This window comes from Mucilaginibacter sp. OAE612, from assembly GCF_041806395.1.
Classification (GTDB): Bacteria; Bacteroidota; Bacteroidia; order Sphingobacteriales; family Sphingobacteriaceae; genus Mucilaginibacter; species Mucilaginibacter rubeus.
Genome location: NZ_JBGMUW010000001.1, coordinates 5,407,372 through 5,427,820 on the forward strand (window position 1 = coordinate 5,407,372; position 20,449 = coordinate 5,427,820).

Annotated in this window: 20 protein-coding genes; 9 read left to right on the top strand and 11 right to left on the bottom strand. The window is 43.0% G+C overall.

The genetic code is table 11. The features are described from left to right. From ABID99_RS22410 to ABID99_RS22440, 7 genes are all read left to right on the top strand, one after another. The gene (locus ABID99_RS22410; RefSeq protein ID WP_373615165.1) at positions 1 to 1,335 is read left to right on the top strand and encodes an ABC1 kinase family protein; all 1,335 of its coding nucleotides are present in this window, start codon (positions 1 to 3) and stop codon (positions 1,333 to 1,335) included. Between the two features lie 73 nt (positions 1,336 to 1,408). Beyond that, a complete protein-coding gene (locus ABID99_RS22415) occupies positions 1,409 to 1,978 on the top strand; it encodes a hypothetical protein (RefSeq protein ID WP_373615166.1) in 570 nt (189 codons plus the stop codon). Positions 1,979 to 2,011: 33 nt separating this feature from the next. Continuing rightward, positions 2,012 to 2,326, top strand: coding sequence for a Dabb family protein (locus ABID99_RS22420; RefSeq protein ID WP_090530282.1), 315 nt, complete (start codon positions 2,012 to 2,014; stop codon positions 2,324 to 2,326). A gap of 79 nt (positions 2,327 to 2,405) precedes the next feature. Beyond that, positions 2,406 to 3,686, top strand: coding sequence for a DUF2867 domain-containing protein (locus tag ABID99_RS22425; protein ID WP_373615167.1), 1,281 nt, complete (start codon positions 2,406 to 2,408; stop codon positions 3,684 to 3,686). 10 nt (positions 3,687 to 3,696) lie between these two features. Beyond that, entirely contained in the window at positions 3,697 to 3,873 is a 177-nt protein-coding gene (locus tag ABID99_RS22430) for a DUF2867 domain-containing protein (RefSeq protein ID WP_373615926.1), read from the top strand. 66 nt (positions 3,874 to 3,939) lie between these two features. Beyond that, entirely contained in the window at positions 3,940 to 4,848 is a 909-nt protein-coding gene (locus tag ABID99_RS22435) for a TIGR01777 family oxidoreductase (protein ID WP_373615168.1), read from the top strand. Continuing rightward, positions 4,838 to 6,151 (top strand): deoxyribodipyrimidine photo-lyase, encoded by a 1,314-nt coding sequence (locus ABID99_RS22440; RefSeq protein ID WP_373615169.1) that lies wholly within the window; start codon positions 4,838 to 4,840, stop codon positions 6,149 to 6,151. The genes ABID99_RS22435 and ABID99_RS22440 overlap by 11 nt, the downstream gene beginning before the upstream one ends. A 5-nt stretch (positions 6,152 to 6,156) precedes the next feature. Here the strand turns inward: ABID99_RS22440 and ABID99_RS22445 are convergent, their stop codons facing one another. The 4 genes from ABID99_RS22445 to ggt form a co-directional block, all read right to left on the bottom strand. After that, on the bottom strand, positions 6,157 to 7,083 hold the full coding sequence (locus ABID99_RS22445) for an FKBP-type peptidyl-prolyl cis-trans isomerase (RefSeq protein WP_373615170.1): 927 nt from the start codon (positions 7,081 to 7,083) through the stop codon (positions 6,157 to 6,159). A gap of 73 nt (positions 7,084 to 7,156) precedes the next feature. Further along, the gene (locus ABID99_RS22450; protein ID WP_176625283.1) at positions 7,157 to 7,657 is read right to left on the bottom strand and encodes an FKBP-type peptidyl-prolyl cis-trans isomerase; all 501 of its coding nucleotides are present in this window, start codon (positions 7,655 to 7,657) and stop codon (positions 7,157 to 7,159) included. A 295-nt stretch (positions 7,658 to 7,952) separates the two neighbouring features. Next, positions 7,953 to 8,396: a MarR family winged helix-turn-helix transcriptional regulator gene (locus ABID99_RS22455; RefSeq protein WP_090530294.1), complete on the bottom strand. Its 444-nt coding sequence runs from the start codon at positions 8,394 to 8,396 to the stop codon at positions 7,953 to 7,955. A 216-nt stretch (positions 8,397 to 8,612) separates the two neighbouring features. Then, a complete protein-coding gene (gene ggt, locus ABID99_RS22460; RefSeq protein WP_176625285.1) occupies positions 8,613 to 10,334 on the bottom strand; it encodes a gamma-glutamyltransferase in 1,722 nt (573 codons plus the stop codon). A 244-nt stretch (positions 10,335 to 10,578) separates the two neighbouring features. Here ggt and ABID99_RS22465 point away from each other — a divergent pair, with 244 nt between their 5' ends. Then, entirely contained in the window at positions 10,579 to 11,073 is a 495-nt protein-coding gene (locus tag ABID99_RS22465) for a hypothetical protein (protein ID WP_090530302.1), read from the top strand. Between the two features lie 27 nt (positions 11,074 to 11,100). Here the strand turns inward: ABID99_RS22465 and ABID99_RS22470 are convergent, their stop codons facing one another. Together ABID99_RS22470 and ABID99_RS22475 are read right to left on the bottom strand one after the other, a co-directional pair. Continuing rightward, positions 11,101 to 14,841: a S8 family serine peptidase gene (locus ABID99_RS22470; RefSeq protein ID WP_373615171.1), complete on the bottom strand. Its 3,741-nt coding sequence runs from the start codon at positions 14,839 to 14,841 to the stop codon at positions 11,101 to 11,103. A 109-nt stretch (positions 14,842 to 14,950) separates the two neighbouring features. After that, positions 14,951 to 16,600: an NAD+ synthase gene (locus tag ABID99_RS22475; RefSeq protein WP_090530308.1), complete on the bottom strand. Its 1,650-nt coding sequence runs from the start codon at positions 16,598 to 16,600 to the stop codon at positions 14,951 to 14,953. Between the two features lie 145 nt (positions 16,601 to 16,745). Between ABID99_RS22475 and gldB the strand changes: the two genes are divergently transcribed. Next, positions 16,746 to 17,783, top strand: coding sequence for a gliding motility lipoprotein GldB (gldB, locus tag ABID99_RS22480; protein WP_373615172.1), 1,038 nt, complete (start codon positions 16,746 to 16,748; stop codon positions 17,781 to 17,783). Positions 17,784 to 17,849: 66 nt separating this feature from the next. Here the strand turns inward: gldB and ABID99_RS22485 are convergent, their stop codons facing one another. From ABID99_RS22485 to atpG, 5 genes are all read right to left on the bottom strand, one after another. After that, positions 17,850 to 18,047 (bottom strand): hypothetical protein, encoded by a 198-nt coding sequence (locus tag ABID99_RS22485; protein WP_090530314.1) that lies wholly within the window; start codon positions 18,045 to 18,047, stop codon positions 17,850 to 17,852. Between the two features lie 158 nt (positions 18,048 to 18,205). Further along, entirely contained in the window at positions 18,206 to 18,349 is a 144-nt protein-coding gene (locus tag ABID99_RS22490; protein WP_373615173.1) for a hypothetical protein, read from the bottom strand. Next, positions 18,346 to 18,648, bottom strand: coding sequence for a transposase (locus tag ABID99_RS22495; RefSeq protein ID WP_354486813.1), 303 nt, complete (start codon positions 18,646 to 18,648; stop codon positions 18,346 to 18,348). Before ABID99_RS22495 ends, ABID99_RS22490 begins: the two co-directional genes overlap by 4 nt. Before the next feature lie 239 nt (positions 18,649 to 18,887). Then, positions 18,888 to 19,364, bottom strand: coding sequence for an SMI1/KNR4 family protein (locus ABID99_RS22500; protein WP_176625292.1), 477 nt, complete (start codon positions 19,362 to 19,364; stop codon positions 18,888 to 18,890). A 119-nt stretch (positions 19,365 to 19,483) separates the two neighbouring features. Beyond that, positions 19,484 to 20,371 (bottom strand): ATP synthase F1 subunit gamma, encoded by an 888-nt coding sequence (atpG, locus tag ABID99_RS22505; RefSeq protein WP_090530320.1) that lies wholly within the window; start codon positions 20,369 to 20,371, stop codon positions 19,484 to 19,486. Positions 20,372 to 20,449 lie beyond the last annotated feature (78 nt).

Below are 20,449 nucleotides of genomic sequence, written 5' to 3' on the forward strand. Positions count from 1 at the left end.
ATGGCAGATGAAACTCCGGGAGCCACTCCCGAACAAAATAGCATACCCACTACCAAAGTACAGCGGTCGGCCAAATTTGTAAAAACAGGCATTAAAATTGGCGGCAATTATATTAAGCATTATTCCAAAAAGCTATTCAACCCTGACCTGGATAAATCGGAGTTGAACGAGGATAATGCTGCTGATATCTATCAATCATTAAGCGAGCTTAAAGGCAGCGCGCTCAAGGTAGCACAAATGCTCAGCATGGATAAAAACCTGCTGCCGCAAGCTTATGTTGATAAGTTTACTCAATCGCAATACAATGCGCCGCCGCTTTCGGGGCCGCTTATTGTGCAAACATTCAGGAAATATTTCGGTAAAAACCCCGATCAGATTTTTGATAAGTTCAATATCCGATCAACCAATGCGGCATCAATAGGCCAGGTTCACCAGGCCGAGCTAAATGGAAAAAAGCTTGCAGTTAAGATCCAGTACCCTGGTGTAGGCGATTCTATCTCGTCTGACCTGAAACTGGTTAAGCCTTTTGCTTTCAGGATGCTGGGCATGAGCGAAAAAGAACTGGATGTTTACATGAAAGAGGTTGAAGAACGCCTGCTCGAGGAAACTGATTACGAATTGGAAGTACGCCGTTCTGTTGAGTTTTCTAAAGCCTGTGCCAATCTTGAAAATGTGGTATTCCCTAATTATTACCCCGAGCTAAGCAGTAAGCGAATTATCACCATGGACTGGCTGGAAGGCAAACACCTGAAAGAGTTTTTGGCCACCAATCCATCGCAGGATCTTCGCAACCAGATAGGTCAGGCTTTGTGGGATTTTTACAACTTTCAACAACATGAACTCCGGGCCGTGCATGCCGACCCGCATCCCGGCAATTTTATGATCACGCCAGAAGGTAAACTGGGCGTCATTGACTTTGGCTGTATTAAGGAAATGCCCGAGGATTTTTATTATCCTTTCTTCTCCCTTACTTCAACTAACTTACTAGATAACAAGGAGGAAACCATCAAGGCATTCCGCCAGCTGGATATGATCCATAAAGGAGATACCCCGGCGCAGATCGAATTTTATTATACCCAGTATAAAGAGATGATTAGCCTGTTCGCGCAGCCATATATTACCGATACATTTGATTTTAGCCAAACAGCATTTTTTGATCAGTTGTATGGTTTTGGCGAGCGTATATCTAAAATGCCCGAGTTTAAACAGGCCCGCGGCGTAAAGCACTTTATTTATGTAAACCGTACAAACTTTGGATTATATAATATCTTGCATGAGCTGAAAGCTAAAGTAAAAACGGATACTTTTAAGCCGCATGTGGTGTTGGAGTATTAAACAGTTGGCAGTTCTGAGTTTGCAGTGGAACCAGTTTATAATTAGCTATATTTGGATAAACCTGTCACCATTTATGAAAGTGCAATACCTGCTTTTAATAGCGTGTTTATTAGTTGCCTGCAAGTCAAAGCATACAAAACCAGATATCGATTCTTCTAAAATCAAAAAACTTAAAGTTTTGCCGGCATCCTATAAAAGTGCAACTAAGATTAAAGCAACGGTTATTGATACATCTAATACCGATAACGAGGCTGCTTATGCAAATTATTATATTTTAGTTGCCGATACCGGTATCAATTATTATACGCTCAGAGATATAATGTTTGACTTGAATAAATCATCCGACATTCCTATTGATACGATGGAACGGGGATACAATAAAGCTAAAGACCTCATTGCGCTATCGGATAAAGACGAAGACGAAATTTATGCCGGCGAGTATTATCCCCGAAGATTTCCGTCCAAAACATTAAGCCTTGAATATCTTGATACCTACCAATATAACACAAGTCCGAAAACTATTGCTCTGGTAGCCGGGATTTACGAAAGCAAAAACAGCGCCGACAGCGCTTTACAAGTTATTAATAAGCTTAAAACAGCCTTTGTTTTTAAAGGAAGAGTTTACGCCGGCTGCATGCATTAAAAATAATTTTACAACTTAACACATTATTTCTCCATGCCAATACTTCAAAACACATTCGTCCACCACGTACATTTTTGGCTTAACAACAAAGCCGATAAAGATAAACTGATTGAAGGGCTTAACATCCTCCTTCCTATTCCGCACATCCGCGATATACATATCGGCGTACCGGCCAATACCAACCGCGATGTGATCGACCGTTCATATGATTTATCACTATTGATCTTATTTGATTCGCCCGAAGCCCAGGAAGCTTACCAGGTTGACCCTACCCATATCATCTTTGCCGAAGAATATGCAAAACCGCTATGCAGCAAAGTAGTGGTTGTCGACAGCGTAAACATATAGGCTCTAACTAATTGGTAACATATTATAAGGCAGGCACTGTTGTTTAAAACCGCCTGCCTTTTTTGTTGTTTCACTATGCATGAAGGTATTACTTGCTGGTGCTAACGGCTATATAGGTACACGGCTTATCCCGGTTTTACTGGAGAACGGTCACGACGTAGTTTGCCTAGTACGTGATAAACGTCGTTTTCATGAGCACAGCGATTTCAGCGGGCAGGTTACCCTCATTACTGGCGATCTGCTTAAAGAATCAAATATCGAAGCTTTTCCTGAAGATCTCGATGCAGCTTATTACCTGGTGCATTCCATGGCGCAAACACAGGATTTTGCAGCGCTCGAGGCCCTCTCGGCGCATAACTTTGTACAGGCACTCGATAAAACCAATTGTAAACATGTTATTTTTTTAAGCGGGATTACCAACGACGAAAATCTTTCGCGCCATCTTGAATCCCGCCGGCACGTAGAGGATGTGCTGAAAGAAGGCAAAGCCGCATTAACTGTTTTGCGAGCTGCAATTATCATTGGTTCGGGCAGCGCCTCATTCGAGATCATTCGTGATCTTACCGAAAAGCTTCCTGTTATGACCGTTCCGCGCTGGGTGAACACCAAATGCCAGCCGATTGGCATTCGCGATGTACTGGGTTACCTGGAAGGTGTAATGCTGAACGAAAAATCGTTTAACCGCACTTTCGATATTGGCGGGCCTGATATTCTTTCTTTTAAACAAATGATGCTTACCTATGCCAAAGTACGTAAGTTGAAAAGGTACATGATCACCATACCTTTCCTGTCGCCCAAACTATCATCATACTGGCTTTATTTTGTTACTTCAACAAGCTATACCCTTGCCCAAAACCTGGTGAACAGCATGAAGAACGAAACGATAATGCATGATCATAGCATTGATGATGTAGTGCCACGAAAATGCCTGACTTATGAAGAGTGCCTGGAGCTTGCCTTTGTGAAGATAGAGCAAAACTCCATCGTATCCAGTTGGAAGGATGCTTTTAACCAGGGTTACCTTAATCCCGGTTTTATGGACCAGATCAAAGTACCCCAAAACGGCACACAGCAGTATAAAGTAAAAATACCTTTTGAACGCCCTGCCAACGAAGTTTTTACCAACGTACTTTCTATAGGCGGCAACCGTGGCTGGTATTATTGGGACTGGATCTGGAACATCCGGGGTTTCCTGGATAAGATTTTCGGTGGTGTTGGCTTACGCAGGGGGCGCACCAGCAATATTGGTATAAGCCCTGGTGATGTAATTGATTTTTGGCGGGTTTTATTAGCAGATCGCGAAAATAAACGTCTGCTGTTATACGCCGAAATGAAGCTACCAGGCGAAGCCTGGCTTTGAATTTAAAATAATTGAACGCCACGGTAAGCAAAGTTTAAGCCAGGTAGCTACCTTTAGGCCCAGCGGCTTGTGGGGCCGGCTTTACTGGTACGCCATGTGGCCCTTCCACCTGTTCATATTCAAGGGCATGGCAAGGGAAATTGTAAATTACCAGGAAAAACCGAGGACCATGGACAATAGGCCATAGTCCATAGCAATAGCTTATTAAATAAAATCACTATGGACTATCGTCCATCGACCATGGACTGAAATTATGAGCAAAAGTATCTTACTAACCGGCGGATCGGGCCTATTGGGCAGGCACCTTACCAAAGCTTTATTGGCTAAAGGTTATACCGTAAGTCATTTAAGCCGCAAGGCAGGTAATAATGATAAGGTAAAAACCTTTATATGGGATATTAATAAAGGGACTATCGATGAGCATTGCATTGATGGGGTTGATACCATCGTGCACCTGGCCGGCTCAGGTATTGCCGAAAAACGATGGACCGATGCCCGTAAAAAAGACCTGATAGACAGCCGTGTAAAATCAATCGGAATGATATACGATGTGCTGAGACATCAACAACACCAGGTTACATCAGTAATCTCGGCATCGGGAGTTGGATACTATAGCGACCGGGGTGATGAGTTGATGTATGAAACCAATGCACCTACCGGCGACTTTATATCGCGATGTTGCGTTTTATGGGAAGCAGCTGTTGATGAGGGCGAAAAGCTTGGCATGCGGGTTTTGAAATTTCGTACCGGCGTTGTGCTGGATAAGGATGGCGGTGCACTACCAACCCTTGCAAAACCTATAAAACTATATATTGGCTCGCCAATTGGCAGCGGTAAACAATGGGTGCCCTGGATCCATTGGCAGGATGTTGTGAATATGTACCTTTTAGGGATCGAAAATAAGAACCTTAGCGGCGTTTACAATATGGTTGCACCAAATCCTGTCACCAATAAGCAATTAACCCAGGCCGTTGCCAAACAATTACATAAACCATTGTGGGCGCCAAATGTGCCGGGCTTTGTGCTCAAACTTTTATTGGGCGAGATGAGCAGTATAGTATTAGGAAGCACTAAAGTATCGGCACAAAAAATTGAGGACGCCGGGTTCAAATTTAAATTTACTAACCTGGAGGCCGCTTTAAGCGCGATATATGGATCATAAAATACCGGTAACTTTATTTTGGTTCCGCCGCGATTTGCGGCTTGATGATAATGCGGGATTTTATCATGCCCTCAAAAGCGGGAACCCGATTTTGCCCGTTTTTATTTTCGATAAAGAAATATTAGAAAAACTTGAAGACAAAGACGACGCACGGGTTACGTTCATTCATCAAACCATAGCAAGCTTAAGTGCCGAACTGCATAAACACGGCAGCAGCCTGATGGTATTGCACCACAAAGCCGTAGATGCCTGGGACAAGCTCATCAAAACATATAATATTGCCGGAGTTTATACCAACCATGACTACGAGCCTTATGCCACTAAACGCGATGATGAGGTACGCGCAAAACTTGAAGAGCGCGGCATCCCCTTCAAAACCTGCAAAGACCAGGTTATATTTGAAAAAGACGAAGTGCTGAAGGACGACGGCAAACCCTATACTGTTTACACCCCTTATCAGCGCAAATGGTATAGCACATTGAAGCCGTTCTATTTAAAAGCCTACCCAACAAAAAAGTATCTTAAAAACCTATATAAAACAGAAGCATTACCCATTCCCGCACTAAGCGAACTGGGCTTTGAAAAAAGCGACATCCCCCTGCCGGATAAAAATTACGAAAGCGTAATTAAAAACTATAAAGATAAACGCGATTTCCCCGCCGTTAAAGGCACCTCACATATCGGCATGCACTTGCGCTTTGGTACGGTAAGCATCCGGGAGTTGGCGGCTACGGCCTATAGTCATGATGATAAAACCTGGCTTAATGAGCTCATTTGGCGCGAATTTTATATGATGATATTACATCATTTCCCTCATACTATGGACCAGGCTTTCAGGCCGGAATATGACCGCATCCATTGGATAAACGATGAAAAACAGTTTGATGCATGGTGCAAAGGCGAAACCGGTTTCCCAATCATTGATGCAGGGATGCGCGAACTGAATACAACCGGCTTTATGCACAATCGCGTGCGCATGATAACAGCCAGCTTTTTAAGCAAAGACCTGCTGATTGACTGGCGATGGGGCGAGCGGTATTTTGCCCGCAAATTGTTGGATTATGAAATGGCAAGCAATGTAGGCGGCTGGCAATGGGCTACAGGTTCAGGTACCGATGCGGCACCGTACTTCAGGATCTTTAACCCCGATGCCCAAACCAAAAAATTCGACCCGGAGCTTCAATATATAAAAAAATGGGTTCCGGAATATGCCGACTTCAGCAAATATCCAAAACCCATTGTTGATCATGGCAAAGCCCGTGACCGTTGTTTAGCAGCGTTTAAAAAGGCGCTGGCTAAATAATTACATCAATTAGTAACCGTGGCTACCGTAAAGTCAAAATACAACACCACATTTGCAGCTATTGATGAACCACTGCCAGTGTTGCCGTAACCAAATCTCGAAGGTATTATAATAGATACTGCAGACCCGGCTGTTTGCCCGGTTAAACCCTCCTGGGCACCTTTAACCAAACCGCTAACTGTAAAAGATGAAGAGGTTGTCCCTTGCAGGGAGGTACTGTCAAACACTGTATCATTTAAATATTTGCCCGAATAGGTGCAAGTTATGTATGAATCGAGGTCTATTAAATCAGAACCGGTACCAGGTGTAGCTACTTTTATATATACTCCGTCAGCCGTTTTGGTAAACCCGGTAAGCCCTTTAGTTTTGATATAATTTTTAATAACAGCGTCATCATACAGCTCCTGGTTTGAAACCACATTAATATAATAATCCAAACTTTGGTTACCGCCGATATGAGTATTTGCATTACTTGAGCTGCCCGATCCGTAACCGTTAACGCCATAAGCCAAATGCGATGGGATGATCACCCTTGCCGCCGTACCTTTATATTTTATGAGGTTGTGGATAGCTGTCTGTAAACCTTTGGGCAGTGAGTTGCTAACATGTCCCAAATAACCGTAAAAATGGTTCGTGTTAAGCGAGTCAACAGATACAAACTTACCATCGAGCGTGCGAACGGTAAATACAAATGAGATCTGATCTGAGTAATCCATCGGTGTACCGCGGCCTTGTGAAAGGATCTTGTAGTAAATACCGGTTGTATCACCGTCGGTGGTATCACGTAACATGCCTGTGATGCTGTTTGCCGCTATATAATTCTTGATCTGGGTTTCGTCATATTGCTTAATGTCCGGATCGTTCCTGTCTTTCCGGCATGATATAAGGCCTATAGAGATAAGTACTAAGAGCGTAAAAATAGTTTGTTTCATTTATTATAATTTGTCTTTTTTAACCGCCTAAGCTTTTGCTCGCCGGCCTATATTGTCCTTTTATCTGGCTTTATTAATTGGTTACATTATACAGCTGAATTTGAAAATCAAGCACTGAATTAGCCGGCAAATGTATCGAATCCTGCGCATACGGCCCATAGGCATAACGCGATGGGATCAGCAACCGAACTTTACCTCCCGGTTTGATCTGCGGGATGCCTAATTGCCAGCCTTTTATTACACTCCCCAATACATAGGTGGGATGAAACTTATCCGTTTGGGCAAATACAACGCCCGATGTTAGTATTTTGCCGGTATAACCAACTGTAACCTGTGTCGAACTGGTATAAAGCACATTACCTGTTCCCCCTTCTCCATCGTTTACTATGTAATAAACGCCTGTTGTATCCACCCGCTTCGCATTTAAAGATGTATTGGCAGCCAGGTAGTCGCTTATGATCTTATCGTCAATTTCCTTTTGCTTGTTGTATTGAACTAAGGGACTGACGGATGATTTTACGCAACCACCTGCAATAACGCCTAAAAGCAATAAAACTATCAGTATCCTGTTCATCAATTCAAAAGGCAAATTTATTCTTTTAAAAGAGAAAAACGGCAGCTTAACACTTTTTAACAATTAATAAAAAGCAGGCACCGTTTAAAATACCCCATAAAGGATATTTCGAAGGTAAAACGTTCAATTTTAAGTAAAAGTGTATTAATGTCATTTTGCTGCACAGTCATTTATTTAATGTCATTAAGTCATTGTTGTTCCCCCATAACATCGGGCAAATGACTTAATGACGACACAGTGCAATGACACGGAGTAAATGACAGCGCAGCGCAATGACGCGAAGCAAAATGACCAATCAGGGTTTATAGTTAACCGTAAGCTTGTTCAGCTTTTTAAGCGTTTCGATGAGATGTTGTTTATCGGCTTCGCTGATGTTGGCATCGAGGTAATTATTGAACTGGCGCACTATTACACGGGCCTGGTGCCGTTTTTCTTTACCTAACGCAGTAAGGTAAATTTTAACCGAACGCTTATCGCCCTCGTTGCTTTCTCGATATATCAGCCCGGTGGTTTCCAGCTGACTAAGCATGCGCGACAAGCTGGTTGATTTAAGCCCCAGCAAGGCAGCAGCCTGCGATACGGTAGTACCTTCCTTTTCGTCGATATTAATGAGCAGGTAACCTATTGATTGTGTAAAGCCAAACTCCGTAACCAACTGGTTATAACGGTTAGCCATGGTTTGCCACACTATCTTTATAAAATAGTCAATAGTTTCCTGGTGTTTTACATTATTATGCATGCATACCAAACGTAAGAAATGCTTATTGATTACGCAAATTTAGTTGCAGTAGCACTGGCAGTAGCAGCGATAGTTGCAGCGTCACTAATAGTTGCAGTGACAGTAATAGTTGAGACTTCTTACTATAGGCTTCGATTATGCTTTTGGATATTTATCCTTCAACTAAAAATTGCTGCTGCTGCCTATTATACCTGCCACTAAAAACTGCTATTGCTACTAAAAACCCATCTTGGTATCATCCCCTCTCGGGTCGGCCCCGCCTTCGTAGTAGCCCCATTTGGTTTTGAGGATAGCATCAACACGGCCAATGGATTTGGCGGTTACAATCTTATATCCTTTGCTTTGTAGCTTACCAACTGTAGTACTGTCAACACCGTCCTTTTCAATAGTTACTTCGTCGGGCAGCCACTGGCTGTGGAAACGTTTTGAAGCAACGGCCTGCTGCATGCTCTGATTAAATTCAATTACATTGAGTATGGTTTGGAAAACAGAAGTAATAATAGTTGAACCGCCGGGGGTTCCTACTACCATAAACAGTTTACCGCCCTTTTCAACAATGGTGGGTGTCATGGATGATAACATCCGCTTGCCAGGCTGGATGCTGTTAGCCTTGCCGCCAACCAACCCGTACATGTTTGGCACACCGGGCTTGGAACTAAAATCATCCATTTCATTATTCAGCAAAAAGCCTGCCCCTCCAACAAAGATCTTTGAGCCAAAACTATCATTCAATGTGGTGGTAACAGATACCGCGTTGCCCTCTCTGTCCACAATGGAATAATGCGTGGTTTGGTCGCTTTCATAACCAACAAATGAGCCTGGTTGAATACTGGCACTTGGCGTAGCAGCGCCCCAGTTAAAGCTTTTCATGCGCGATGTAATATAAGCCGCCTGGAGCAGGCTATCAACCGGTACTTTATAAAAGTCCGGGTCGCCAAGATATTTGGAACGGTCTGCGTATACCCGGCGCTCGGCTTCCACAATAAGCCTGATGGTAGAATCCTGATTGTAGCCCCATCTTTTCAGCGGATAAGGCTCAACCGATTTCAGCAATTGCAACAAAGCAATCCCCCCGCTTGAAGGCGGCGGCATGGTAATAATCTTGTAATCCTTGTATTTACCAACAAGTGCATCACGCCAAACAGCATGATAGTTTTTGAGATCGGCTTTTGTGATTAGGCCATTACCAAGTTTCATTTCATCAACAATCAAATCCGCAACAGGCCCGTCATAAAAACCGTCACGGCCTTTATCCCGGATCTGTTCAAATGTTTTGGCCAGATCTTCCTGTATCAATAAATCGCCTTCCTTCCATTCCCCTTCCTTTACCAAATAATTTTTACCTGGATTTAATTTTTTAAATTGTTGGGCGGTACGGTTAAGGTCGCTGGCCAAATGTTTGGTTATTTTAAAACCATTGCGGGCAAGTTTAATGGCCGGTTCAATCAAATCGGCCCATTTCAGTTTGCCGTACTTATGATGAGCCTCAATCATTCCATCAACTGATCCCGGCACGCCCGATGCTTTGTGAGTGTACAAACTCATATTGGGGATTACATTACCGGCCGAATCAAGATACATATTAACATTAGCTGCACCCGGGCCCTTTTCCCTAAAATCGAGTGTGCTTGTTTTACCGTTACCTGCACGGTAAACCATGAAACCGCCACCACCTATGTTCCCGGCTTCGGGCAAAGTGACTGCCAAAGCAAATTGCACCGCTACCGCGGCATCAACTGCATTACCTCCTCGCTTCAATATATCAAGCCCCACCTGTGCGGCATCGGGATATGCGCAAACTACCATTCCGTTACGGTACTGACCGCTGTTATTGAGCCCGAGCTGCCCCGGTGCACATCCCGACAAAACAAAAAATATTACGGATAAAAACAGGATCTGGCATTTCGGATTATTTATTTTAAGGCGATTTATAGTCATTACAGCAATTTAATTTTCACTAAAATAACTTATTTGGACACTTAATTTAACAATTCGGAGCCATTCTTTTCTATTGAAAACCAATTCAATACCAATCAAAGCACAATGTTTTTTAAACACAGATAGCATAAAAAAGCAATTCCGGCGTTTATTTGCATGAAATAAAAAAGCTCAAAATTGGGCTAAACAAGCTGGTCACTTTTTTGTTACAGCTACATTATTGTCAATCATTAAATTCATCTGCATGAAAAAACTAACGTACCTTTTATTATTTTCCGTATCCTTTTTATTGATCAGCAAAAACTCACAGGCCCAAGACTATAAAACAGCAGTAGGTTTAAAATTTGGCGCATACGAGGTTGGCCCCTCTGTTAAATACTTTATGGATAAAGGCACCGCGCTTGAAGGCATCCTGGGTATCCGCGATCACGGCGTAGTATTAACCGGCTTGTATGAATTAAACCAACAAGCTTTTAATGTTGATAAACTGAGCTTTTATTATGGCTTCGGCGGTCACCTTGGTTCGGTAGGCAATGGCTACTACAAACGTTTTGGCGGCGACGACGAATACTACAACGGCAAACACATCCTGATAGGTGCCGATGCTGTTATCGGTTTGGAATATGTTATCCCTTCGGCGCCAATTGCGATTAGCCTTGACCTTAATCCGCGACTTGAACTGGCAAGAGGGCCATTTTTTGATATCGCACCCGGACTGGGATTGAAGTATACCTTCTAAAAAATAAAAGAGATTATCATCACCTGCCTAACGGGTGATGATAACTTTTTGCGAATAGACCTTCTGTCCAAGCAATACCCTAAGCACATATACCCCCGGCGTTTGCCTGCTCACATTCAAAATAGTGCTGTAATTACCCTGATCAATGTTTTGCTGCCCACCCTGGTAAACCGCTTCACCTAAAGCATTAATGAGGGATAATTTCATGGTGGTGGCTTCTTTGGCCGCAAATACCACGTTTAAATCAGTACTTACCGGTACCGGGAACACGCTCAACCCAATTTCATTTTTATTTCCGGCCCTGCCTTCGCGTGCGTAAACATAATTATCTGATTGCGCCACGCAGCCATTGGCCAGTGTAACCTGCACCTGGTATTTTCCACTTTGTACAGGGTTGTAAGTTGCAGCGGTAGCCCCGCTTATTACATTACCATTTAACAGCCACTGATTGCCATCGGTAAAGTTTGAGTTAAGCGTGTTATTGGTTTGGGTAATAAGCGGCTTGCTTAACGTTACCGCTTTACGTGCGGCCGATGCACAGCCCAGGCTTTGCACCTTCATATCGTAAAAATAATAGTAGTAACCTTTGTAGGCGGTTGTATCGCCATTGGTTGCAGTGGCGCTGTTACCGGTAATGCTAAATATATTACCAATCTTAAACGGATAACCTGTTACCCCTCCGTTGTTACGATATATTGTAGCCTGATCAGCAAAATCAACCGAAATCTGGTAATTGCCGGCACCTGGTAACGACAGGTTTAAATCATACACCTGTCCCTGATCGTTAGGGTCATCGGGCTGTGCGCCTGCCAGGGGGGTGGTACGGGTTGCAACAGCATTTATGGTAACCGACGATACAATTTGCCCGTTAGCATTAGATACATTAAATGTTATTTTACCCGAATTACCGATGTAAAGACGCGCGCTCTTAATTAATACCGGCACCTTAGTGTTTACGGTTATATAAGGGGTAAACTGATTATAACCACCAGCCGTAAACACACTTTTAGTAGCCGGACCGATTGTTCCGCTAAAATCATTAACGCCTGCATAATAAGTATTATTAACCGGCGCCTGAGTTGTTAACGCTTCGCTTCCGGCGGCTATGGGCAATTCATCAGTTGCATTCTGATACCATAATACAGTACCGTCACCGGTGCCAAATAACTCGTATTGATTGGTAGTGGTACAATAATAAGCACTCAGATCGCCAATAGTTGCCGGCGAATTAATGGTGATATTGGCTGTAACCGAATTATTGCTACTAACCGGATCGCCGGTGAGTTTACTGGTAGCGGTAATAGTATAGGATGCCCCTGCAACCGCATTAAACTCCTGGCTAAAGGTAAAGTTATCCTCGGCCAATGCGGGCAATGATGCCTTGTAGATCTCGTTGTAAGTAGTTGTAACATTATTGGCATTGGTAATGGTAACTGTTACCGGGATATTGTTTATGGCCGCGTTGCCAAAATTTTTAAGCCTCACCGTAACAGGTGTACTCGCCGAGCACGAACCACTGCTACCAGGGCTAACAATGGAAATAACGCCCGCGTCAATACTGGTTTGCAGAAATTGCACCCGGTAATCCTGGGTTTCGCCTTTGGTATAGCTGCCGCAAGCTTTAATGCTTGATGCATCGCCGGTTTCAGTAAGCACAACCCGCATCAGGCTATAAGCCCCGGCAGTTACTGTTCCCGGCACGGTAATGTTGGTATTATAGGTACCGGTTCCATTAATGATCCCGGTTGTTGCTGCCAGTTCATTATCTTCAAACACACCGTTAGCATTCCAGTCTATAAACACTTTTGCAGCTTTATTAAAATTGTTGCCGCAAGTACCAAGGGTGATGCTCAAAGGATACGTTTTAGCCTGCTCAAGCTGTACGGTAAGGTTGGTATAGTCCGAATAGCCTGTGCAGCCTGCAGCCGCGGTATTATCAATATTAGCGAGTTTTAAATTATCAACCTTTGAGTCGGCATTTGAGAGCGGAGCCGAAGCGCAGTAAGCAGTTCCCCCAACCCCGGTAACAATAAGCGAGTATGCCTGCGACCCGGATGACAAGCTTCCTTTATGCGATACCGTAATAGTATAAGCCCTGCCGGGAACCGAGTTAGGGATATATACCTGTTCAATATTATCCCTGATATTGTCCCCTTTAGTTGCAGCAAATCCAGGCTTATTAGGGTCAAGCACCCAGGGGGTAAAAGTTGTTGTACCGTCGCTCACCCTGATATCGAGGTCATTCACCAATTTAGGAGTTCGGCTGTTGATTACGCCTTCGGTGGTTGGCGTACCTTGCAGATCGGTCCATGATATGGTTGCGGCCAGTAAGCGGTTACCGGATGCTATTACGTTATAGGTTTGTGTTTGTCCCTGTTTAAGCGTTTTTTCGCTTACTATGCTTTTACCACCATTATTGGTTATGGCTTGTGCAGCCTCGGTCATGTTAAGCAATCCCCAGCCATAAATATAATCAGGCCCCACATTACCGGCATCAAAGGCAGTATGGCAAACCAACCCTTTCAATGTGGCCGACCGCATAAATGTTCCTCCATTTTGTTTAGCATAGTATTCCTGCAGCAAATAAAGCGAGCCCGTAACATTAGGGGCAGCCATTGAGGTACCTGATAAAGTAGCGTATGAGGTAGTGTTATCAACCCCTACCGAAAGTACGTTAACACCATCGCCCACAATATCGGGTTTGATACGGCCATCATCCGTTGGCCCCCAGCTGCTAAAAGGTGCGATGGCTACATCGCTCCGGTTTTTTGGCCCATACAACAGCGGGTAAACTGCACCTACAGTAAGTATGTTTTTGGCATTGCCGCTGGTGCTGATAATATCATAACTATCATTATTGCTGATCCCGGCAGGGCGGGCGCCTTTGTTCACAAAAGTTTGATCGGTTTTACTTTTGTAACCATAGTAGGTTTCGCCTACCGCGGGGCCGTTACTTGTGCGCTCGTTACCTGCCGATTCAACAATGAGGTAATATGGGGCAGTATAAGCTATCTTATCCCAGTTGGCTGTTTTTGAGTCGTAGAAGCCAAAGTTATAATCTACCGTGTCGCCTGGTAAACCATTCCATTCCCAGCGGCCGGCCGAATCATTATAATCCCATCCCGTTACTACCCCGTATGAGTGATTGGAAAGTAGAAGATTGGCAGCAGCGGCACTCATGGTGGTTTCATCATTATTAAAATCGTATGACTGAAGCGTAGTTGCTCCAAACGACATGCCCTTAGCCGGTGCATAAATACCTTTGGCAATCATGGTACCTGCCACGTGTGATGAATGGTCATTTACCGGTTCGGTTGTTTTTAGTGTGATGGTTTTGCCTGCAAATTCCTGGTGGGCTTTGTAAACCGCGCCGCCATCCCATATGGCCAGTTTATTGGTTAAAAAGTCTGATGAGCCGGATAAATTTAAGCCCAACGAACCGCCGGGCTGCAGGGTATTAGTACCTGTGGTGGCTGCCGCGGTTGTATTGTTATGCGTAATAAGATATATAGGGAACCCTAATTTATTAACTCCCTGTAAGGTAACCAGGTTGCCGTTTTTTGTACGGCGGGATAATGTCCATCCATGCGTGGACGCTAATGACACTGCCTTGTCGTGAGATGCTTTATAGTTTGTGAGCGATTGCTGTGAAATATCGTTAAGCTGAAGCCTGTTCTTTTCGCTGATCAAAGGCTGTTGAGCCATAGCGTCGCTTACTGCAAACAACAGCAAAAAGCAAAAAGAAATAATTGTGTAAAGTTTGATCATTGGTTTGAAAGATAGGCAATTTTAAGAAAAATCAACCTCAACTAAAACAAAACAACCAACGCTTTACAATATTCGTAAACTTGACAATTAAAGAGTGAAATTTTAGCTGTTACGACAGGTATTTACCCACAATAGGCATCCTGCGGCCCATACCAAATGCTTTTGGTGATACCCTTAAAATAGGTGGTGTTTGATAACGCTTATGCTCGGCCGAATTAGTAAGTTTGATAACCCGGCGAACGGTTGCCTCGTCATATCCCATCCTGATGATCTCGGCCGATGAGCAGCGATTTTCGATATACTCGGCCAGAATCTTGTCAAGCACATCGTATTCGGGCAGCGAATCGGTATCTTTTTGGTCTGGCCTTAACTCGGCCGATGGCGGTTTAACGATGGAATTGATCGGTATGATCTCCTTATCGCGATTAATGTATCGGGCAAGCTCAAACACCTGGGTTTTGTAAACATCGCCAATAACAGAGATACCGCCGCACATATCACCATATAAAGTGCCATAGCCTACAGCGGCCTCGCTCTTGTTACTGGTGTTCAACAAAATGTACCCGAATTTATTGCACATCGCCATTAATAAAACAGCCCTACTGCGCGATTGGATATTTTCCTCCGCGATATTAAAAGGCAAGCCATCGAACTGCGGATTTAACGCTGTTTCAAACGCTTCTGTAATGTTTTTAATGGGCACTATTTCGTGCTTGCAACCAAGGTTATCAACCAAATCCTGAGCATCTTTCAATGAATGGTCCGTTGAAAAGCGTGAAGGCAGTAATACAGCCATCACATTTTGAGGCCCCAGCGCCTCTGCCGCCAAAGCGCATACCACGGCCGAATCAATACCGCCCGACAAACCTAAAATTGCCTGCTTAAAGCCCGATTTATAAAAATAATCGCGGATGCCAAGTATAACGGCCTGATGGATCTGCTCAATATCGCCCGGACGCTCGGTTTTTATCGTTGTTGGATGATCAAAGCTTAGCGTGTTATCTTCAGTTAAGGTATAATAAGCCATGCTTTCCTCAAAATAAGGCATCTCATCAATTAGCTTACCTGTATTATCAAACACCAACGAACCTCCGTCAAATATCAGTTCCGTTTGGGCGCCAACGTGATTAACATACAACAATGGCAACTTATACCGGCTGGCGTTATCACTCAATATCTCAATACGCTCCTCATCGTGATTATAAGCGAACGGTGACGCAGCTATATTGATCATTAGGTGCGGGTTTTGATGAATGAGGGTATCCATCGGTCGGGTAACGTATAGCGGGTTTTCGATGGTATTCCAGAGATCCTCGCAAATAGTAAGCGCTATTCGCTTGCCTTTAAACTCAATACAATTAAACTCGGTTGAGGGCTCAAAGTAACGGTATTCGTCAAATACATCGTAATTAGGCAGCAAGGCTTTGTTTACCACTGCTTTCACCTCGCCATTCTCAATAAAATAAGCAGAATTGCTCAGATCTTTACCCTCTGTTTTATGGTTGGGTGTTGGTAAGCCTATGATGCAGGCTATATCAACACATACTTCAGCTATCTTTTTAGCAGCTTCATCGCACAGGCCTATAAATTCGTCAAACTCTAAAAAATCGCGCGAAGGATAACCGCAAACACATAGCTCGGCAAATACAACCAGGTCGGCCCCGTTATTTTTCGCCTTGATAATATGATCAATGATCTTATTAGTGTTCGATTCAAAATTACCTACGTGATAGTTGAGCTGGGCTAACGCGATTTTCATAGTATATGTATATTTTAGTCTTAAGTCGCAAGTCTTTAGTATAAAGTCAAAAAATAAGACTTTCGATTTAGGACTACCGACTATTGACTTAACAATAGTAACAACATTAATGCAAATAAATTTACTTTTGCCTTAAAGGATAAAGATGAACCCTACCCGGTATATAGCAAAGCAAATTTACTTAATTTTTTCCATCGGCCTGATATCAAGCAGTTGTACCCGCAACAAAAAAATTGATGTAAGCAATATTAACGTTAATGTCAAAATTGAACGGTTCGACCATGATTTTGATGCCATGCACAATAAACCGATGGTCTTGCAAGCTTCCTACCTGCAAAAACAATACGGCAGTTTTTACCCTGATTTTATCGAACGCATTTTACAGGTTGGCAGTACTAAGGATACCACCTATTTTAAACCACTTCGGCAGGTATTCGCGGGCAAAGCCTATAACGACCTCAAGCACGACGCCGATGCCGCCTTCCCTAATATGGACCGGCAGAACGCCAGCCTTACCGAGGCTTTTAAATACATTAAATATTATTACCCTCAAAAACCGCTCCCGCGGGTATATGCTTATATTTCCGGTTTCCAGGCACAAACTACCATTGGCGATGGCTACTTCGGCGTCGGAATAGATTTGTTTCTGGGTGCGGATTCACGTTTTTATCCTTCGCTCACCAATGCTTTTCCGCATTATCTTTCCAGATGGTTTACGCCTGATAACATTACACCCCGAGTGGTTGAAGGCATAGCGCGAGAAGATATGTTCCCGGAAGATGATAATGATAAAGCGCTCCTGAATAAAATGATCTATAACGGCAAGATCATGTACTTTATGGACAAGATACTGCCCGATGTGGCTGATAGCACCAAGATCCGGTACACTACCGAACAACTAAAATGGTGCCATGAATTTGAAAGTAAAATCTGGGGATACTTTTTAGAACAAAACCTGCTGTACGAAACTGATTATCAAAAAATCCAAAAATATCTTACAGAAGCCCCCTTCACTCCCGGCCTTGGCGAAAAGAATGAATCGGCACCGAAACTTGCTGTGTGGACGGGCTGGCAGATAGTAAGGAAATATATGGATAAGCACCCTGATGTAACGCTACCGCAGCTGATGGCCGATAAAGATGCCCAAAAGCTCCTTAACGAATCGGGGTATCACCCCAAATAAAAAGCACAAAAAAAGCGCCTTCAAATGAAAGCGCTTTTTTTATATCATTTCCCTGTTACAGGTTTATTACTTCATAATTGCGAAAACGCATTTCAAAGCGATCAGGATACCAATGATCAAAATAATATTTGATATAGAAGTAAACATGAAGCCTGTGTTGGCATCGCCGGCAAAACGCAGGAACACGCCTACTATACCGATAACAATAGCTACAGTTAATAATTTGTAATGACCTTCTGCGTTAGCATTTTCCATTGATTCCATGGTACCGATTTTTAATGTTTGCGCAAAAATAGAAATGTTTACCGAAAAAGCGATAAAGTTTTTATGATTTTATGCCGCTTGCAAACCAGGTTGGGTGTTTACAAGTACTGGTCGAAGTTTAACGATAGCATAACTTCGTCCTAAAATGGGTTAAGCTTTCAGCTTAACTTTATAACCGGCGCCAACCCACCCTCATCTAAATAATAATCCTTCGCACCGCTGTATAAGTAATTTGGCGGATAATCCACCGCGCCAGATTCAACCGGGTTATTATGGAGATAATCTAATCTTTGAACCATCATTTGATGAGTTGATAATTCAATAGGGGGGTACTTTGCTGCCAAAATTGGTATTGCTCGTTATTAGCATTTCGCTTCCCCGCATGTTCAAACATCCATAACAGCCATTCTCGTCTGCTCTCTTGAATATTTTCGGCAATGGCTTTTAAAATTGTTTTAGAAGTATGTCTTTTTAAATCACGCAAAATATCCGATAAGTTACCTTTTTCAGTACTAATGATCAAATGTACATGACTCGACATAATACACCAGGCATACAATTCTAATCCTTTGTTTTCAATACAATACTTAAGGCTGTCCACAACGATGTCGCAATAAATACGCCGTACAAAAACATCTATTCAGTTTATAGTGGCAAAGCTTACAAAATAAAGTTGATCATGTTCGTGGAAAGTGTATTTGCGGCCCATTTATACGAATATAGATTTAGGTTATTGATTTCGCAAGCAGGATGCTTGCATTGTTTTAGGACGAAGTTACGCTGTCGCTAAGCTTCAACCAGTTTTGGGCTAAACTTCGACCAGTTTTCGAGACATCCTTTCTAAAATGGATTGTAACCCTTAAGCACAATCTTAACACTCGATTCTATATATTCTGAAAGCGTCGAACCGAGCTCATGAATCCAAGGATCTTTATCCAATAAAGCCTGATATACAAATGGATCGTCATCTTCATCCAAATAAACAAATAGAAACTTCTCTCCATAATTATACACATCAATTATAAAGAAGGGCCGGGTTATGCTAAGATTTCGATCATCATCGATCAACCAACTACGCGCTTCTTGCTGCATATCTTCTAAAGAATCAAATGCACCGTATTCCAAAACATAACAGCTTTCACCAGCTATCGATAATAACTCCTTTAATGAAGATGGAAAATCCCGCCCGTTATTGTATGAACTTTCAAGACTCTTAATTTCAGCATTCGAAAGAGGTTCGTTTCTCAAGAAGTATTCAGAACCCTGCGCTCTTACAATAGGATTTCTATTCAAAAGCTTTAAATATTTTATCCTCATTTTCTTTATCCATTTGTGGCCTTAATAAAGGTCAAAATTTAGTAATAAAATAGTAATCCACATCCAACAAAAAAGGCTCTCCTCCCGGAAAGCCTTTTCTATATAAAAGTATTTTAAACTTAGTTACCGCCTGAAAGGGCTGCCGCACCACTCACGATCTCGGTAAGCTCGGTAGTGATGGCTGCCTGACGGGCCTGGTTGTATGAAAGTTTCAATGATTTCAAAAGCTCGCCGGCATTTTCGGTCGCTTTATCCATCGCTGTCATACGGGCACCGTGTTCAGATGCATTTGAATCCAACACCGCACGGTAAAGTTGAATCTTGATATTTTTAGGGATCAATTGCTCAACAATTTCCTGTTGTGATGGCTCAAGGATGTAATCAACATTAGCTGCTTTTACTTCCTCTTTCTTCTCGGCCTTTGGCACTGGTAATAACTGTTCAGTGATCAGGTATTGTACCGCAGCATTGCGGAAATGGTTATACACCAGCTCCACACGGTCGTAATCGCCGTTAACAAAGCCCTGCATAATAGCTTCGGTAATTTTTGAAGCGTTCTCGAAGTTAAGGTCCGAGTACAGGTCGTTGTTGTTGCCAATTACGTTGTACTTACGCCTTTGGTAAAACTCCTGTGCTTTTTTACCGATAGCAACGATAGATACGTTACCGGCGGCAAGTTGCTTAGGATATTTTTCGGCAATAAGATTATTGGCAGTTTTAATAACGTTGGTATTGAAAGCACCGGCCAAACCACGGTTTGATGATACCACAACTACCAATACACGTACCGGCTCACGCTCCTGAAGGTAAGGCGAAGTGTTATCCTCCAAACTTGCAGATAAGTTAGCCAGCAGGTCCTTCAACTTACTTGCGTAAGGACGCAGCTGAATAATAGCGTTGGTAGCACGTTTCAACTTAGCAGCCGAAACCATTTTCATAGCCTTGGTGATCTGCTGGGTTGATGATACAGATTTGATCCTGTTTCTTACTTCTTTTAAATTAGCCATTCTTTATTGAGATGTGAGATTTGAGATATGAGATTTGAGATAGCCTCACATCTGCACTTTCAATCTGTTTATCTAATT

What these genes read in the sequence shown, in the direction of transcription:
- ABID99_RS22455 (WP_090530294.1), bottom strand. Translation starts at nt 8,396, where the DNA reads ATGCATAATAATGTAAAACACCAGGAAACTATTGACTATTTTATAAAG.
- ABID99_RS22500 (WP_176625292.1), bottom strand. Translation starts at nt 19,364, where the DNA reads ATGAGGATAAAATATTTAAAGCTTTTGAATAGAAATCCTATTGTAAGA.
- ABID99_RS22450 (WP_176625283.1), bottom strand. Translation starts at nt 7,657, where the DNA reads ATGAACAGGATACTGATAGTTTTATTGCTTTTAGGCGTTATTGCAGGT.
- ABID99_RS22490 (WP_373615173.1), bottom strand. Translation starts at nt 18,349, where the DNA reads ATGATGGTTCAAAGATTAGATTATCTCCATAATAACCCGGTTGAATCT.
- ABID99_RS22420 (WP_090530282.1), top strand. Translation starts at nt 2,012, where the DNA reads ATGCCAATACTTCAAAACACATTCGTCCACCACGTACATTTTTGGCTT.
- ABID99_RS22415 (WP_373615166.1), top strand. Translation starts at nt 1,409, where the DNA reads ATGAAAGTGCAATACCTGCTTTTAATAGCGTGTTTATTAGTTGCCTGC.
- gldB (WP_373615172.1), top strand. Translation starts at nt 16,746, where the DNA reads ATGAACCCTACCCGGTATATAGCAAAGCAAATTTACTTAATTTTTTCC.
- ABID99_RS22465 (WP_090530302.1), top strand. Translation starts at nt 10,579, where the DNA reads ATGAAAAAACTAACGTACCTTTTATTATTTTCCGTATCCTTTTTATTG.
- ABID99_RS22440 (WP_373615169.1), top strand. Translation starts at nt 4,838, where the DNA reads ATGGATCATAAAATACCGGTAACTTTATTTTGGTTCCGCCGCGATTTG.
- atpG (WP_090530320.1), bottom strand. Translation starts at nt 20,371, where the DNA reads ATGGCTAATTTAAAAGAAGTAAGAAACAGGATCAAATCTGTATCATCA.
- ABID99_RS22410 (WP_373615165.1), top strand. Translation starts at nt 1, where the DNA reads ATGGCAGATGAAACTCCGGGAGCCACTCCCGAACAAAATAGCATACCC.
- ABID99_RS22435 (WP_373615168.1), top strand. Translation starts at nt 3,940, where the DNA reads ATGAGCAAAAGTATCTTACTAACCGGCGGATCGGGCCTATTGGGCAGG.
- ABID99_RS22475 (WP_090530308.1), bottom strand. Translation starts at nt 16,600, where the DNA reads ATGAAAATCGCGTTAGCCCAGCTCAACTATCACGTAGGTAATTTTGAA.
- ABID99_RS22470 (WP_373615171.1), bottom strand. Translation starts at nt 14,841, where the DNA reads ATGATCAAACTTTACACAATTATTTCTTTTTGCTTTTTGCTGTTGTTT.
- ABID99_RS22485 (WP_090530314.1), bottom strand. Translation starts at nt 18,047, where the DNA reads ATGGAATCAATGGAAAATGCTAACGCAGAAGGTCATTACAAATTATTA.
- ABID99_RS22445 (WP_373615170.1), bottom strand. Translation starts at nt 7,083, where the DNA reads ATGAAACAAACTATTTTTACGCTCTTAGTACTTATCTCTATAGGCCTT.
- ABID99_RS22425 (WP_373615167.1), top strand. Translation starts at nt 2,406, where the DNA reads ATGAAGGTATTACTTGCTGGTGCTAACGGCTATATAGGTACACGGCTT.
- ggt (WP_176625285.1), bottom strand. Translation starts at nt 10,334, where the DNA reads ATGACTATAAATCGCCTTAAAATAAATAATCCGAAATGCCAGATCCTG.